Source organism: Lysinibacillus sp. FSL W8-0992 (genome assembly GCF_038008685.1).
In the GTDB taxonomy this organism is placed as follows: Bacteria; Bacillota; Bacilli; order Bacillales_A; family Planococcaceae; genus Lysinibacillus.
Genome location: NZ_JBBOZQ010000001.1, coordinates 2,163,956 through 2,179,506, shown reverse-complemented (window position 1 = coordinate 2,179,506; position 15,551 = coordinate 2,163,956). Strand labels below are relative to the sequence as shown.

The window sequence follows — 15,551 nt, the reverse complement described above, 5'->3', positions numbered from 1 at the left end:
TATATTGTACAATACCTACCTGTATAGTATAGTATGTATGAACGACTACAGTTCGTCAATAAGAATATTTGAAATTTATTAAAGGATGAGCATTCGATGAGTGAAAAAATTCTTGAAATACAAGATTTACGCGTTTCTTTTATTACAGGTGAAAGCGAATTTGAAGCAGTAAAAGGTGTTAACTTTTATGTCAATAAAGGAGAAACAGTCGGCATTGTTGGAGAATCTGGTAGCGGGAAAAGTGTAACCGCTCGTTCCATTATGCGTCTTCTCCCATCACCGCCCTCTTTTTTAAAGTCAGGTACAATCCTTTTCCAAGGGGAAAATTTAGTGACACAATCGGAAAAACAAATGGAAGCCATCCGGGGTAAAGACATCAGTATGATTTTCCAAGACCCGATGACTTCTACTAACCCAACCATTCGTGTTGGTGAGCAAATTGCTGAAGGTTTAATGAAGCATCAAAAAATGTCCAAAAAGCAAGCATACGAAAAAACGATTGAATTATTAAAATTAGTTGGCATTAAAAATAGTGAAGAACGTTATCAGCAGTACCCACATGAATTTAGTGGTGGTATGCGTCAACGTGTCATGATTACGATGGCCCTTGCATGTAACCCTTCCCTGTTGATTGCAGACGAACCAACAACTGCGCTAGATGTCACAATTCAAGCACAGATTTTAAGCATTATGAAGCAAATGCAAGAACGTCTAGGAACATCAATCATTTTAATTACGCATGATTTAGGTGTTGTTGCAGGTATGTGCGATCGTGTCATTGTCATGAAAGAGGGAGAAATTGTTGAGGAAGGAACTACGGAAGAGATATTTGCTAATCCGCAACATCCTTATACGAAGAAACTATTAAATGCACTGCCGAAGCTTCACGAAAAGAAAGAACCAAAACAGCCTCCTAATATCGAAGAAGGTACCGATTTGAACGTACCGCTAATTGAAGTACGGAATTTATCTAAGCATTTCGATTTAAAAAAAGGTGAACTATTAAAAGCAGTAGATGATTTGTCATTCCGTATTTATCCCGGTGAGACACTCGGGCTCGTAGGCGAATCTGGTTCAGGTAAATCGACAACAGGACGTACGATTTTACAGCTCCATGAGCCAACAGATGGCGAAGTATTGTATAAAGGGGTTCCTGTCACACGCTTATCTAAAGGTGAATTAAAAAGTATGCGACGACACATGCAAATCATTTTCCAGGATCCATACTCATCATTAAATCCTCGTAAGAAGGTTCTTGATATTATCGGGGAGGCACTTGATGTACATAAATTGGCGAAATCAGCTGAGGAACGTCGCGCACGTATTGAGGAATTACTCGAACTAGTAGGCTTAAAAAAGGAGCATGCTTTACGCTATCCACATGAATTTAGCGGCGGGCAACGTCAACGTATTGGTATTGCCCGTGCTTTAGCAGTGGAGCCGAATTTTATTGTATGTGATGAACCACTCTCTGCCCTAGATGTTTCGATTCAAAAACAAGTTGTAGACTTATTGAAAGAATTACAACAACGACTAGGTTTGACTTATTTATTTATCGCACATGATTTGTCGATGGTGAAGCATATTAGTGATCGCGTAGCCGTGATGTACGGAGGAAAAATTGTGGAATTAGCGGAAAGCGAAGAACTCTATGCGAACCCACAGCATCCCTATACAAAAATGTTACTACAATCAATTCCAATACCAGACCCGGCAATTGAAAAACAAAAGAAACGTCAGGTCATGTCAGAAGAAGAGTTGATGATCAATCGTTTTAATTTAGACAACACACAACTTGTGGAAGTTTCTAAAGATCACTGGGTAGCGATGTAACGAAAAGTGCCAGTCACCCAAACGATTTTGAATTTTCTGTCTTTAAGTAAAAATCCACGCTTACTCCTGCGGGAACGCACGTAGCGTAAGACTTAACACCGCGCATAGCGAGGGTTGCGGCTTACGTTGTGCCCGCGGAAAGCGAGTGGATTTTTTTTATATCAGCATTCTCCGCAAGACACATTCATAGCGCCTTATCGGCGATTGAAACGGTTTTATCGGCGATTTTCCATTATTAAGGGATACTTAGTATAGAGGGACTTCAATTAAATCTTTTTTTAAGTAGTTTTGATATTGCTGATATTCTACTAAATCTTTATCGTAGTGTTTTAGGCTATTTACTATGGAAAACTTACCTAAATGTTTATAAAGTGGTCGCTATTTCAAAAACTAAAGGCTCCTTATGAAACTTGCTGAAGATGGCTTACAAATTTCATATATAGGGTAGCATTTTCGTCGACACCTCTTTTATCATCTCCCACAAAATATTACTAGTTTAAATTTTTAATGGATAAACACCCCCCCACTTCTTTGCAGAATACATATTATACATTGAAGAAAGGAGGGATTTTTCCATGGGATACTACGGAAATGCAGGCAATTGGAACAATAATTGTTGTGGAGTAAATAACTATGATTATGGTAATAACAATAACGGTTCAACATTCGTGCTAATCGTTGTACTATTTATTCTTTTAATTATTGTCGGCGCTACTTTCATAAGTTCTGGAGACGATTGTTAATACTATCATAGCAATAATGCACCTCTCTAAATTAAAGGGTTGCTCCCAGCCTGGTGACCCTTTTAATCTAATCCTTAATCCGAACAACTTTCATATTAGGTAAGAAGTAACTCAATATAGACTAGCTAAATATTTTATAATACTTATAGTAAAAACAGTCACCATTGCAAATGTTGCATTGATGACTGTTTTCATTATTGTTCTAACTGATTTGCTATATTATAAAAATTTATTCCTTCCATCCTACCGCAATATCATTCGAAGGGAATTCAATAACCAATTTAATTTGAGGTGCATAAATATATTTATCCCAACACCTCACTTCTTCGACTCTATAAATAATGTTAAACAATTTTGTTTTAATAACATGTTGAGCATTCAGATCAATGATATAACAAATTTCATCATGTACTTTATGATTTTTCATTACTAATTCCACTAGCGCGCTTTCATAATCAACAAAGTTAGAAAAAATAGTTTTAGAAAACATAAGTGTCCAGTCAATTCCCGAGTGACCAAATGGAAATGCTTCAAATAAATCATCGGTGATTTTTTTAGAATCTTCTTTTGATAAAATGGCTACTTCCTCTTCAACACTCATATTCGAAAACAAATCATTTACTTCCTCTAAAACGATTTTATAAGCTCTTTTTTCCTCCTCTTCTATTATTTTTTGCTTTTGCTGAGCAAGCAATTCTTTCAATCGTTCCTTCTTATCCTTCATTCTATTCGCCCTAACTATTTGTTCTATCTGCTATTTTTAATATTTTATTCCTCAACTATTTGTGAAAATCACAGTTCCTATATATCTACCTCAAACTCTTATTAAGAAATAAAAAAGAGCTGTCTCAACAGCTCTAACGATTAAACCCTAAGCGAGCCACGGAAGCCTCTTGCAGCATAGTAGGAATCTGCTCCATTATGATACATAAAGACAGTGTCGTAGCGACGATCACAAAAGATAGCTCCGCCAAGTTTTCTAATATTTGCAGGTGTTTGTACCCAACTTGATGTTTTCAAATCGAAATTTCCTAGTTCTTGCAATTTTCGGTATTGTTCCTCCGTTAACAGTTCAATGCCCATGGTAGTTGCCATGTCGATTACTGTATTTTCTGGTTGATGCTTCTTTCTTGATTCCCATGCTTCACGATCGTAACAAAAGCTTCTACGACCTTTAGGACTTTCTGTTGCACAATCATAAAAAATGTACTCGTCCGTATTTTCATCATACTCGACAACATCCGGCTCGCCGCCTGTAACTTCCATTTCATTAAGCGACCAAAGTTTTTCCGTATGAGCTGCAAGCTTAGCTTGTACTTTAGCCCATTCGAGACCTTGATGGCGATTCATATTTTTCTCAAATCGGTCTTGCAAAGTTTTTAATAGTTCCTCATGTTGCTCAAGTGATAACTCTTTATTTGGCATATTCGTTTCCCCCATATAAAATTGTCATAGTTGTTTATTTAAAAAGGTTATAAATGCATTTTGAATTTTTTCCTTCTTTATCATTCTTTTCACACGACGAGTATTTTGTAGATATCTCCTTACTTCTCTATTTACGAAAAATAACTTTCGATATTTTTCTTCATTATAAATATCTTCAAACCAAAATTCATTCTTTAACAATTCAATATTTCTATCGATTTTTCGCGTATCTAAAGCAATACTAACATTAGGTATGAATGCTGCAAGTAAATCTTCTATCAATTCATTTATTCCACCTTGAAAAACACGCTCATTTATCTATATAAAATAACCTGTTTCTTCTTCGTTTTCAACTACTTGCTGTCATATTATAATTATTGAAAAAGGATTAAGAGGGGTCTATATGAAAAAATCAAAATATATATTAACCGTTATTTTGCCTTTACTCATAATCGTTGTGACTAGTAGTTTTATTACAAAGAAAAACCAAACTTATTCTGCAACAGATATATTAAAAAACGCTAATTTTAATGCAGCAAATTCAACTGTAACTGTTCATAGTATCAATATAGACGACAAAGATATATTTGTGGAAATTAAACTCCCCGAAGAAACACAACAGCAACTTATAGAAGCTTTTAAAAATGCCAAATTTGGAAATGTTACAACAACCTGGCTTGATTATGATTACCGAATCAACATTACATTAAATACAGGTCATGCGATGTTCCTTGATTCTCAAAATAAATCCCTGACTGTCATTAGTACAAAAGAGACCTATACAATCTCAAATGATAGCGATTTTTTTACTATTTTAAAAAAGGCGACGGAATAAAAGGCACTTACAATTTAGTAAGTGCCTTTTTCATTAATTCTGTATTGCGATTTCTCCACTAGGAGTTGTGAAACTATTAATTTTTCTAGATTTGATAAATCCAAATTCATAACCAGGACGCTCTTTGTTGAGTGTAAGCGTCATGTTACATGAAGCCCATCCTCCATTTACCATCGTAAAATGTGTTTCTAAAAGCTGTAGATATCCATTTTTCACATCATTCTCTAGCCAAGCTTTTTCAGAAGCATTGAGGCTTGCTAAAAGGCTAATAAAACCGGCTGCAACAGAAGCAGCTGTGCTTGTCACGAACACAAGCCCTAAAACAGCTGCACCATATGAAGTGAATGTATTTTTTACGATAGATGAACTTAAATCATTTCGCTTGAGAAGTTCCATTGCCTTTTGTTGTGCATGTATCATGTCCGCTATTTGTGCTGTTGAAGCATTTACAGTTCGGGTTGTTGAATAAAATCCCATTGAAATTCCTCCCATAGGTTGTATTTTTATTGTTAGCTAACATCCTATAAAGGGAAATTTTTTTCTATTTAACAACTACTTTTCAAAAAGTTTAGTTCATTCTTTTACATGAAAAAAGTCTTGATATTAAACTACACTAAGATGATAGACGAATAAATTAAGCTATATAGAACAAACGGTCAAAACTTCTTAATCGAATACAAAAATTAAAATAACCAGTTATCGGTACTATACCGATAACTGGCTGGATAAACGATTTTGTAATTGAATGGTAAGGGTATTTTAGCCCTTTAAATTACTGCTTTAGGAGACAAAGAAAATTTTTGTAGATGTTCAGAACTTATACTATAAGAAACAACTTTCTCTTTGTATTTCTTCACTACATCAACGTGATTATCGTAATTAAAAACAAAGAAATGAACATCTTCTTTTTTTCCCTTTTTTACGTTGATGACAAATGGTGTTACATTCGATTCTGGCTCTAGAAATAATTTTTCATTGCCTGGGAAGATATAATGCTTTTTTAAAAAGGACGCTTCATTAAAATAGTCAGTAAATCTGTTTTTTTCTACTTCTTCTAAGTTCTTTCCGTTATAGGTTACCGTAACATCTTTTGAATCCAGTTTTTTATGAAGTTCAAATTTACTTACAGTCCATGCCACAACGATACTTGGAGGACTCATTAACAATTTAACAATCGATCCAATCACTATTGTAATAATTAAACCCCATGTCATATCATATCAACTCTTTCAATAAATTTATCATTTTTATAGCAAATAATTTATTATCACCTTCATTGCCATTGTTTCACTAAATACCTAGATAAATGTTTCATCATCCATTCTCAATGATAAAGGAATTATAATGATTATAACCATCCAATTTGATACTTTTTTGACCATCCATTTATTTTAGAGATACATATAATGATCTTTTTGCTACATTCATTGAGTAATTGGATTTCATGAAATGCTCCATTCAACACCATACCATACAAGATTTGAATATCAAATGAAAGTATTGTGACATAATAAAAATAGAGTAATTTTCCAACCTGAGGATTGGAAGCTTACTCTATTTTCTTTCATTTTAAGCTTAGAGTGGGAATAATTCTAAATCATAAAATGAACGCGGTATAAAATATAATAAAAGGTAGCCACCTTGAGTTTTTCTCATCAGCAGCTAATGCTTAAGGGATGATGCTCTCTTCCCTTATTACGATCATATAGGTTTTCCATATCATTTAAACCATCCACTCTTGCTTATTTTTAGTCATCCAATTAACTACAAACTATGAAGAGCTTGTGCAAACCTTTTTATACCTTCATCAATCGAATCTTCATCTTCCCTTGCGAAAGTAAAACGAACAAAGCTTTCTTTGGAACCCAATGTTGAGCCTGGAGCATAAATGACGCCTTGCTTGATGGACTCCTCAAGTAACTGGGTTTCATTAAAGCTTTTTAGTATTTTACACCATATATGAATACCACCTTGCGGAATTGAATATTCCACAAGCCCTTTTAAATAAGTATCAAGGCTTTTAATAATTGTATTTCTTCTTTTTTCTAATTCCTTAATTAAACATTTCATGTGTGAATGGAAATGTTCTGATTCTAAAAAATCATTGGCTATCCATTGTGTATAGCTTGAGTGACCAAAGTCTAATTGTTGCTTCGCATCGGACAATCTTTCAATTACTGATGTTGGGCCTATAATCCACCCAATTCTTAGTCCTGAAGCGACAATTTTAGACAACGAGCTAATATATAAAACATTGCCGTTCTTATCCATTGATTTAAGGGTTGAAATTTTTTCTCCTGAAAAAGCGGTTAAACTATAAGGATCGTCTTCTACAACAGGAATTCCAAGCTTAGAGGATATGTCTAAAATCGCTTCTTTTTTCTTTTGATTCATTAAGTAGCCAGTCGGATTCTGAAAATATGGATTTAAAAAAATCATTTTTATTCGGTGTTTTTTATATAACATTTGCAAATCTTCTGGATTAATCCCCTCTTCATTAACAGGTAAATAATGTACTTGGATACCTGCTGATTTAAAAGTAGGAAGATTGTAATTATATGAAGGGTCTTCTATAGCAATTGCATCACCAGGCTTTAACAAACATTGGACAATTAAATGTAATGCTTGTTGCGCTCCAGATGTTATAAGTATTGAAGAAGCGTTTGTTTCGATTCCTCGACTAATTTTCACATGTTTTGTAAGTGTACTTCTAAGGATTTCATTTCCTTGTGGATGATCGTATCCTAAGCTTCCAATAAAAGAACGCGTTGAAGTAATCTCGCTTAAAAATCTTTTAGGGAAAAGATCTTCTGACAATTCACCGGAAGCTAAATTGATTAATTTATGTTCAACTGCTTCTTTTCTTATTTTTTGTGTTACAGGTAGACTAGGTAAAAATGAACCCGCCTCAATATATCGATTCCAGCTCGGAATCCGCTTTTTTGTTATACCCCATATATCTTTACTTATCGTAGTACCGCTTCCTCTAGTTCTATCAATTAGCCCTAAAGATTCTAATTCGTCATATGCATGAACGACCGTACTTCTATTTACATGCAATGTACTAGCCAAATACCTCTCTGATGGTAATGGTTTATCAGGTGGAAATGTACCATCAGCTATCCCCTTTTCAATATATTCTGCGAGTTGTTTATAGATAGCTTTCTTTGCTTTTCTATCTGGTTTCCAATCCATATATACTCACCTCATAATATTCTATCAAACATGCTTTCATCTTTTAGCAGTTTTATACAAGCTAAAAGATTATATATTAATCTAAGTTTGCTTGTCATGAACCAGCCACTACTATGTTATTTTAGCCATCCACTAAAAAATCCAATCTCTATCACGAATGAGTTTCTGAGGTGATTAAAAGACATAAAAAGACCAGGTGCTCATACATCATAATAAGCGCCTGGTGCTTTATTAGTTTGTCACATTCAACTGTTTAATATCCTGTTCACGATTCCACTCAAATGTAATTAATTCATGGCTATCCAAATCCTCGACAAATAATGAAACTGCTGAAATTCGACTATTATCATAAAGCTTAAAGTAATAGTTTTTGCTTTGCGCACACATTGCAGACGTATATATTGTATAGTCCGTCTTCCCCTCTTTATTTAAGACAACGCCTTTCGGAATATTAACAGAAGATAGAATATGAAACAAAGCAGTTACCCCTTCAATTTCATTTTTCGCTTGTTCCGTATACTTCTTCCAATAAGCGACACGAAGAAAGCGTGCAGATGGCGTGAAATCACCTGGTAACCCTAACCCGCCTGCCCCTTGCCCAAACGGTGTTAATTTCAAATTTCCCATTGTAATGTCTTGTGGAGGATTAGGCGTAACACCAATATAAGCTCTTAAATTTGTCTGATGCCATTCGTAACCAGGGCTATTGGTCATGACCCCTATTGTTTGGCGATGAATTGTTATGCCTGTTCTATCAGGTTCAATGACAATCGATTCACCATTAGCATCTGTAAATGTATAGTGAAGCGGTGGTGCGAAACCAAGTATGTTATTTGCTTCATTCAATAATGTAAAAGCGCTTAACTTTTCAATAACATCGTCGACCGTTACACAGCTTCCCAACACTTGTGAAACAACATAAATCGGATTAATACCTCTTGTGCCTTCTTTAGGTTCGTCTGAATAAGTCGCAAATGTCGCATAGTACAGCATCGCTCCCATCAAACCTTTTTCGTTTACACCGTCGTAAAGAACAGGAGATGCGAGATCCGTGCTGCCCATTCCAATAAACGCGTATGGATTGCTAATGGTTACCTCATTTTTTTCTTCAAGCAATCGAATGCCATATTTACGTGGGACGATAACTACTTTACTATCTGGTTCCATTGTAAAATCCATTGTCCTAGCAAATAATGTTTTCTTATCTGTTGTATGAATTGATAAGCTACTGCAACCAAACATTAATACACTCCCTCTATTATGTTGTTTAACCCATTTTTAAAGTGGTAAATAAAAATAGATGGTGCTTTAAATCATTAGTACATTATCCAACGATGTATCATCCAATTCATCGTATTGGATAATGATTACTAATATTGTATTATGTTTGTAGGGGTGATTATTAATGGATGAAATAGACATTATAAACAAAGAAGCAATCAAAACTGATTTGGCTCTAATTAAATCCTGTTTGCGATTAATTAATCAAACAGTCACTTTAAGCAAACGAAGAGGAGAAACGTTTAACGCTCCAGAAAATGAAGAATTACATATATTAGTTTCCAAAATTGATAGGGACTTGAACAAAATTAAATTAAATATACAGTATGAAACAGCAAATACAATACACCGTTAATAAAATTTAGCTATGATGTAATAAAACCATTCCAGAGCTATACGCAAGTAATTTTCCTTTTATTCTATAAGCAAAGAAACCCAACAAACGGTGATCAATCATTTGTTGGGTTTCTGTTTTCAAATATCTATTAAATGCCCAAACCGAATGAGAATAATATTACGGCTAATATTACACCTAATGCCGGCACTACAACTGTTAATGCACCAAATGCTGGGTAAGCATCTTTATGTGTTTCTCCACAGATTGAACGAATAGTCGTGACTACATATCCTCCTTGTGGAAGTGAATCTAGTGACCCTGAAGAAATGGCAACTGTTCGGTGTAACGCCTCCGGATTGACCCCTAAATCCAAATAATGTGGTGCTAATAAAGGTAATGCAATGGCTTGTCCTCCAGATGACGAACCCGTTAATCCTGCAATAACTGCTACCGCTAAAGCACCACCTACTAATGGGCTTCCTGGAATATCTGTCATAACCTTTACAGCAGATTCAAAAGCAGGTGTTGCTTTTACGACACCCCCAAAGCCAACAACCGCAGCTGTATTCGCAATTGCAACAATCGCACCCATTGCCCCTTCTCCTACTGCTGCACCAAAATTTTGAAAGAACTTTCTGTTGATAAGGTAACTTGCTAATATACCGCCCGTTAATGCGATAATCAATGCTGACGTTCCTAATGAATTATGGAAGGTAAAAGAAATAATTAATACAACGAGTAATGGCACAATACTTAAAATCGGATTTGGTAAATCTGTTCGAGTTGTTGTCAATATATCCGTCTCTCTACTAACAAATCGTTCTCCATTCGCCATAGCTTTGCTGATCATCTTTTTGAGCCACCAATAACCAAACGCTAACATAAATACAGCGACAATAAAACTAACTTCCCATCCTGCATATGGTGAAGTACCTAAAAACTGAATTGGAATCCAGTTTTGTATTTCAGGCGAACCTGCAGATGTCATCGTAAACGTTGTTGAACCAAAACCAAGAGCCGCTGGAATAAAGCGTCTTGGTAAATCTGCCTGTTTAAATAGGCTAAGTGCCATAGGATAAACAGAAAAGGCTACAACAAACAAGCTTACACCACCATAAGTTAAAACCGCACAGGCAACTACAATCGCTAATGCAGCTTGTTTCATGCCGATTTTACTGACAATCCATTGCGAAACACTGTCCGCCGCTCCACTATCTTCCATTACTTTACCAAATATAGCACCCGTTAAAAACATTAAATACCAAGATGCGATAAAGCCTGTGAAACCAGACATATAATTAGTTAAAAAGTTTGCAGCATCATTTTCTGCAAGCTGCGGGAAAAGCGGCAGCCCATTTAATAGCCCTACAAGTAATGCAGTTATAGGTGCAGCAATGAGTAAGTTCATACCTCTCATTGTTAAATATATTAATAGTGCCAATCCGCCAAATAACCCAATCATCCCTAACATATAGTTCCCCCCGAATCCCCTTTTTGCGTTTTATTAATCTTCACTTACTTGCCATCATACCTAGCATTAATCATTCTTTTTTCCGTATCTTCTCACGCGTAGAAGAGCTTGCTCGGCATGACCAGCAAAGTTTTCTAACTGACAAAGACGTGCTGCATATTCCCCAATGTAAGCACTTGCCTCTGGTGTTACTTTTTGATAGGTAACAGTCTTAATGAATTTTCCTACCCATAATCCACCTGTATAACGAGCAGCACCCTTAGTCGGTAATGTATGATTTGTACCAATTACTTTGTCTCCATAAGCAACATTTGTCTCAGGGCCTAAGAATAAGCAACCATAGTTCGTCATATTTTCAAGGAAGTAATTAGGATCTTCCGTTAATATTTCTACGTGCTCAAAAGCAAGTCGATCTGCTTCAATTCTAGCTTCCTCAATAGAATCTACTAAAAGGATTTGACCATAATCTTCCCATGATACACGGGCAACATCGGCAGTTGGTAACGTTTGCAATTGACGTTCAATTTCTTTTACAGTTTCTTCTGCCAATTTTTCAGATGTTGTAATTAGCGCTCCAGGTGATGTTGGTCCATGTTCCCCTTGTCCTAAAAGATCCGTTGCTATCATTTCGGCATCTGCCGTATGGTCAGCAACTACTAATGTTTCTGTTGGACCTGCAAATAAGTCAATTCCTACGCGACCATACAATTGTCTTTTTGCTTCGGCAACGAAGGCATTCCCTGGTCCAACAATCATATCTACAGGTTCGATTGTTTCTGTACCAATTGCCATCGCAGCCATTGCTTGAATACCACCTAGAAGGTAAATTTCATCAGCACCTGCTAATGACATTGCTGCAATTGTGGCATGTGGAATTTCTCCGTTAATAGGTGGCGTACAAGCAATTACTCGTTTTACGCCTGCCACTTTCGCCGTTAAAACACTCATATGTGCAGAGGCAACCATCGGATAGCGACCACCAGGTATGTAACATCCAACACTGTTAACCGGAATATTTTTGTGACCTAAAATAACGCCAGGAATATTTTCTACTTCCACATCATGTAATGAAGCTAATTGTGCCTCTGCAAATTCACGAATATTTTTTTGAGCAAATTTAATGTCCTCAATTACATCGCTAGGCACGTTGGATACGATTTCATTTATTTGTTTGTCAGTTAAACGAAACGCTTCCGGAGACCATTTATCGAATTTTTCAGATAGTTCACGAACTGCTTGATCTCCTCGCTTTTCTATGTCCTTAATTGCTTCCGATACAATTTGAGAGACCTGAGAGTCATTTATGCTTACTTCTTCTTTTGATTTTCCAGATTTCAATACTTTAACCATTGTTATTACCCCTTTTTGTTTAGTTTTTCATTTTTGCATACGTATGCAGAAATTATATAAGTAAGATTATTCGAAAAATAAATGGTTGTCAACAGGTATTTATTTTCGTTATTTTTATTAAATATTTACTATAACTCATGAGAAAATAATAAAAGCATCATACTATCTCTCATAAGATGCACATACATATTACTGTATGCATCCTATTTTGATATAGCATGATGCTTATGGAATTAGTCTTTACGACCTTTTTACACTATGTTGTTTTTCGCAAAATAAGGGCTCCGTCAATTTCAAGATTTTTAGCTTCACCTGAATATTCTTCTAGTTCATTAAGCAAATATTTTACAGTCTCGTCTACCATTTCTGTAATTGGTTGCTCCCATGTTGTTAGACTGTATGTAGGCCAAGCTGCCATTTCAATATTATCAAAACCTATAACTTTCGTTTCATTCGGAATAGCAATATTATTGTCCTTTAATGCATCCACTACTCCTAACGCCATAATATCATTAGCCACAAAGAACGCATCCGGTAATTGATTTTCTAATATAATTTTACGAGTAATATTATACCCACCTTCATAAGTGTAATCAGAACTGTATTTCTGATAGTGCACGTCTTCCCCCTGTAACATAGCACTAAATCCCTTTTCCCGTTCTCTACTTGTAGATGTATTTTCATTCCCTGAAATATAAATCATCTTTGAGCAGCCGATACTTAATAGATATTCTGCAATCTTTTTACTTGCCTCAAAGTTGTTACAACATACAGAATAAAATTTATTATTATCTATTTTTCGATTAAACAGAACTAACGGTATTTGATACTTTATGAAATCTTCTGTAACCGACAAAGAAAGTGATGCATCGGTAATAACTACACCTGCAACATTATAATTAAATAATATTTCGATATCCTCTTTTTGGATTTCATCATTATTGGTGTAGACGAATAGTACGCTATAGCCATGTTTTTTTAGGGAAGTCGTAAATAGCTTTAATACTTGAGGATAGAAAGGATTTTGAACACCTTTCATCACTAAACCAATAATTTTGGATTGGTTTGTAATTAAGCTTCGTGCGAATTCATTCGGTCTATAGCCAAGCTCTTGTGCTGCTGCTAGAACCTTCTCTCTAGTTTTCGCAGATACTGACGCACCTTCAAAATACACTCTTGATACTGAAGATTGTGAAACACCAGCCAATTTTGCTACATCTTTGGCAGTAACTCCTTGTTTCATGTTGTACATAACCTCTTTCGATCTATATTTCATCTTAACATTTGGTTGTATATGCTTACACTGTGTCATCGATTAAACTATTCTCTTTAACAACAAACTACCTTAGAACTTGGGTGGAAAGCAAGTACTAGGTAGTCTATTTTATTGAAAGTCATTCCTAACTTGTACAGCCAATATGAGCCCACAAAAAAAGACCATCTATACACTAGAGGTCCTACCTATACGTAACCAAAAAAATTTGTTCATTGCATATTAAAATTAGCTAAACGATTCATAATTTTGTTTTGAAAATTGATAGCCATTAGTTAAAATCATTACTTTATATACTTATAATAAAACTAAAAACCAAGCTAGAAGTCAAGAAAATTTAAAGGAGTTGCAATTAGGATGTATTAATTAAAGTACATTTAAATTACTTTCACTTAGATTGATATAAATAGAAAAAAAGAAACTATGGTGACTTCCTTTCAAAGTATCGACAGTAGCGAAGGATGCAACTTTCAGAGTGTCCGCGGAAAGCGCTGCATGAAAAGGAAATTGACATCTATATTTCAAATAAAAAAGGAAGCCCATTATGAGCTTCCTTTTTTATTTATCTCAACATTATTACGCAATCCTAAAAAAATTAAACTTTCTTTTTATCACAAAGAAACCATAGTAGTGTAACAACCGCTGCAAGCATCACCATTAAGAATCCGTAAAGGGGTGTATGCGCTAATGATTGATGGCGAATAATAAAGCCTCCAATATATGATCCTAGAAATATACCAATGTTAAAAGCAGAAATATTTAAAGCTGAAGCCATGGAAATAGCTGATGGCACATATTTTTCAGACAGAATAACCGCATATAATTGCAAGCCTGGGACATTCATGAACATAAATAACCCCATTAGCAGTACCATAATTAATCCGATAATTGGTGATTCGAGCGTAAAGTTAATGCCAAGTAATGCTAAGGCAAGCCCAACAAAAATAATAAAGATTGCACGAAGCGGATTTTTATTAGCGAAATGACCGCCTAATGTATTACCAATAGCAACACAAATACCATAGACAACTAAAATCACAACAACAGCATGTGGTGAGTACCCCATATATTGCACTAAAATCGGTGAAACAAACGTATAAACAACAAAGACACCACCGTAGCCAATTGCAGTAATGAAAAGTATTAATACCATGCGGATATTACCTAATACTTTGCCAATATCACGTAAAGAGATTGGGTTGCCTTTCGATAATTGGCTAGGGACTAACATCGCATTACTAATTAAACCGATAATGCCAATTACGACAATAAAGATGAACGACATACGCCAGTCCATTACTTGTCCAATAAATGTACCTAGTGGGACACCTGTTACAGTAGCTAATGTTAAACCTGTAAACATAAAGGCAATAGCACTTGCTCGTTTATTTGGTTCAACTACTTCTGCCGCAATGACAGAGGCGATGGACATAAACACACCATGTGCTAATGCTGAAATAATGCGTCCTATAATCAGGATGGAGAAAATAGGTGCTAATGCTGCTGTTAAATTACCAATTATAAAAATGGTCATAACAAGCAATAAAACTGTTTTTCGATTGAGGTGTGATGTGAAAGCTGTTAATAATGGAGCTCCAATCGTTACACCTAGTGCATATATAGAAACGGTTAAGCCTGCTGTGCTTAACGATATACCAAAGTTATCTTTAATTAATGGGAGAAGACCAACACTGATAAATTCAGTGGACCCTATTCCAAACGCACTAATTGCAAGTGCAAGCAATGTTAATTTAGCATTTGGCTTTTTTAATTGTGACATACAAATACTATCTCCTTTGATTTTTCTT

Annotated in this window: 15 protein-coding genes; 4 read left to right on the top strand and 11 right to left on the bottom strand. The window is 35.3% G+C overall.

What is annotated here, in order from left to right; genetic code table 11:
• The first annotated feature begins 96 nt into the window (after window positions 1-96).
• Both NSQ74_RS10795 and NSQ74_RS10790 read left to right on the top strand, forming a co-directional pair.
• Window positions 97-1,833, top strand: coding sequence for an ABC transporter ATP-binding protein (locus NSQ74_RS10795; protein ID WP_340823257.1), 1,737 nt, complete (start codon window positions 97-99; stop codon window positions 1,831-1,833).
• Between the two features lie 575 nt (window positions 1,834-2,408).
• The gene (locus tag NSQ74_RS10790) at window positions 2,409-2,576 is read left to right on the top strand and encodes a YjcZ family sporulation protein (protein WP_340823256.1); all 168 of its coding nucleotides are present in this window, start codon (window positions 2,409-2,411) and stop codon (window positions 2,574-2,576) included.
• Window positions 2,577-2,805: 229 nt separating this feature from the next.
• On the opposite strand, the gene NSQ74_RS10785 is transcribed toward NSQ74_RS10790, so the two are convergent.
• The 3 genes from NSQ74_RS10785 to NSQ74_RS10775 all read right to left on the bottom strand — a co-directional run bounded on the left by NSQ74_RS10785 (window position 2,806) and on the right by NSQ74_RS10775 (window position 4,283).
• Window positions 2,806-3,279 carry a CDI toxin immunity protein gene (locus NSQ74_RS10785; RefSeq protein ID WP_340823254.1) on the bottom strand — a complete coding sequence of 158 codons (474 nt, stop codon included), beginning with the start codon at window positions 3,277-3,279 and terminating at the stop codon, window positions 2,806-2,808.
• 161 nt (window positions 3,280-3,440) lie between these two features.
• Window positions 3,441-4,001 (bottom strand): DUF4256 domain-containing protein, encoded by a 561-nt coding sequence (locus NSQ74_RS10780; protein WP_340823253.1) that lies wholly within the window; start codon window positions 3,999-4,001, stop codon window positions 3,441-3,443.
• Window positions 4,002-4,025: 24 nt separating this feature from the next.
• Complete coding sequence (locus tag NSQ74_RS10775) at window positions 4,026-4,283, bottom strand: hypothetical protein (RefSeq protein ID WP_340823251.1); 258 nt, start codon at window positions 4,281-4,283, stop codon at window positions 4,026-4,028.
• A 121-nt stretch (window positions 4,284-4,404) separates the two neighbouring features.
• Between NSQ74_RS10775 and NSQ74_RS10770 the strand changes: the two genes are divergently transcribed.
• The gene (locus NSQ74_RS10770; protein ID WP_340823249.1) at window positions 4,405-4,836 is read left to right on the top strand and encodes a hypothetical protein; all 432 of its coding nucleotides are present in this window, start codon (window positions 4,405-4,407) and stop codon (window positions 4,834-4,836) included.
• A 33-nt stretch (window positions 4,837-4,869) separates the two neighbouring features.
• Here NSQ74_RS10770 and NSQ74_RS10765 read toward each other — a convergent pair whose 3' ends face one another.
• From NSQ74_RS10765 to NSQ74_RS10750, 4 genes are all read right to left on the bottom strand, one after another.
• Window positions 4,870-5,313 carry a hypothetical protein gene (locus tag NSQ74_RS10765; RefSeq protein WP_340823247.1) on the bottom strand — a complete coding sequence of 148 codons (444 nt, stop codon included), beginning with the start codon at window positions 5,311-5,313 and terminating at the stop codon, window positions 4,870-4,872.
• Between the two features lie 290 nt (window positions 5,314-5,603).
• Window positions 5,604-6,050, bottom strand: coding sequence for a YfmQ family protein (locus NSQ74_RS10760; RefSeq protein ID WP_340823246.1), 447 nt, complete (start codon window positions 6,048-6,050; stop codon window positions 5,604-5,606).
• A 550-nt stretch (window positions 6,051-6,600) separates the two neighbouring features.
• Entirely contained in the window at window positions 6,601-8,031 is a 1,431-nt protein-coding gene (pdxR, locus tag NSQ74_RS10755) for a MocR-like pyridoxine biosynthesis transcription factor PdxR (RefSeq protein ID WP_340823245.1), read from the bottom strand.
• Window positions 8,032-8,262: 231 nt separating this feature from the next.
• Window positions 8,263-9,273, bottom strand: a complete 1,011-nt coding sequence (locus NSQ74_RS10750) for a linear amide C-N hydrolase (RefSeq protein WP_340823244.1) — start codon at window positions 9,271-9,273, stop codon at window positions 8,263-8,265.
• Window positions 9,274-9,436: 163 nt separating this feature from the next.
• Here NSQ74_RS10750 and NSQ74_RS10745 point away from each other — a divergent pair, with 163 nt between their 5' ends.
• On the top strand, window positions 9,437-9,667 hold the full coding sequence (locus NSQ74_RS10745; protein WP_340823243.1) for a phosphoglycerate mutase: 231 nt from the start codon (window positions 9,437-9,439) through the stop codon (window positions 9,665-9,667).
• A gap of 130 nt (window positions 9,668-9,797) precedes the next feature.
• Here NSQ74_RS10745 and NSQ74_RS10740 read toward each other — a convergent pair whose 3' ends face one another.
• The 4 genes from NSQ74_RS10740 to NSQ74_RS10725 form a co-directional block, all read right to left on the bottom strand.
• A complete protein-coding gene (locus tag NSQ74_RS10740) occupies window positions 9,798-11,120 on the bottom strand; it encodes a GntP family permease (protein ID WP_340823241.1) in 1,323 nt (440 codons plus the stop codon).
• 66 nt (window positions 11,121-11,186) lie between these two features.
• A complete protein-coding gene (hisD, locus tag NSQ74_RS10735; protein WP_340823240.1) occupies window positions 11,187-12,470 on the bottom strand; it encodes a histidinol dehydrogenase in 1,284 nt (427 codons plus the stop codon).
• Between the two features lie 256 nt (window positions 12,471-12,726).
• Window positions 12,727-13,713 carry a LacI family DNA-binding transcriptional regulator gene (locus NSQ74_RS10730; protein ID WP_340823239.1) on the bottom strand — a complete coding sequence of 329 codons (987 nt, stop codon included), beginning with the start codon at window positions 13,711-13,713 and terminating at the stop codon, window positions 12,727-12,729.
• A gap of 625 nt (window positions 13,714-14,338) precedes the next feature.
• Window positions 14,339-15,523 carry an MFS transporter gene (locus NSQ74_RS10725; protein WP_340823238.1) on the bottom strand — a complete coding sequence of 395 codons (1,185 nt, stop codon included), beginning with the start codon at window positions 15,521-15,523 and terminating at the stop codon, window positions 14,339-14,341.
• Window positions 15,524-15,551 lie beyond the last annotated feature (28 nt).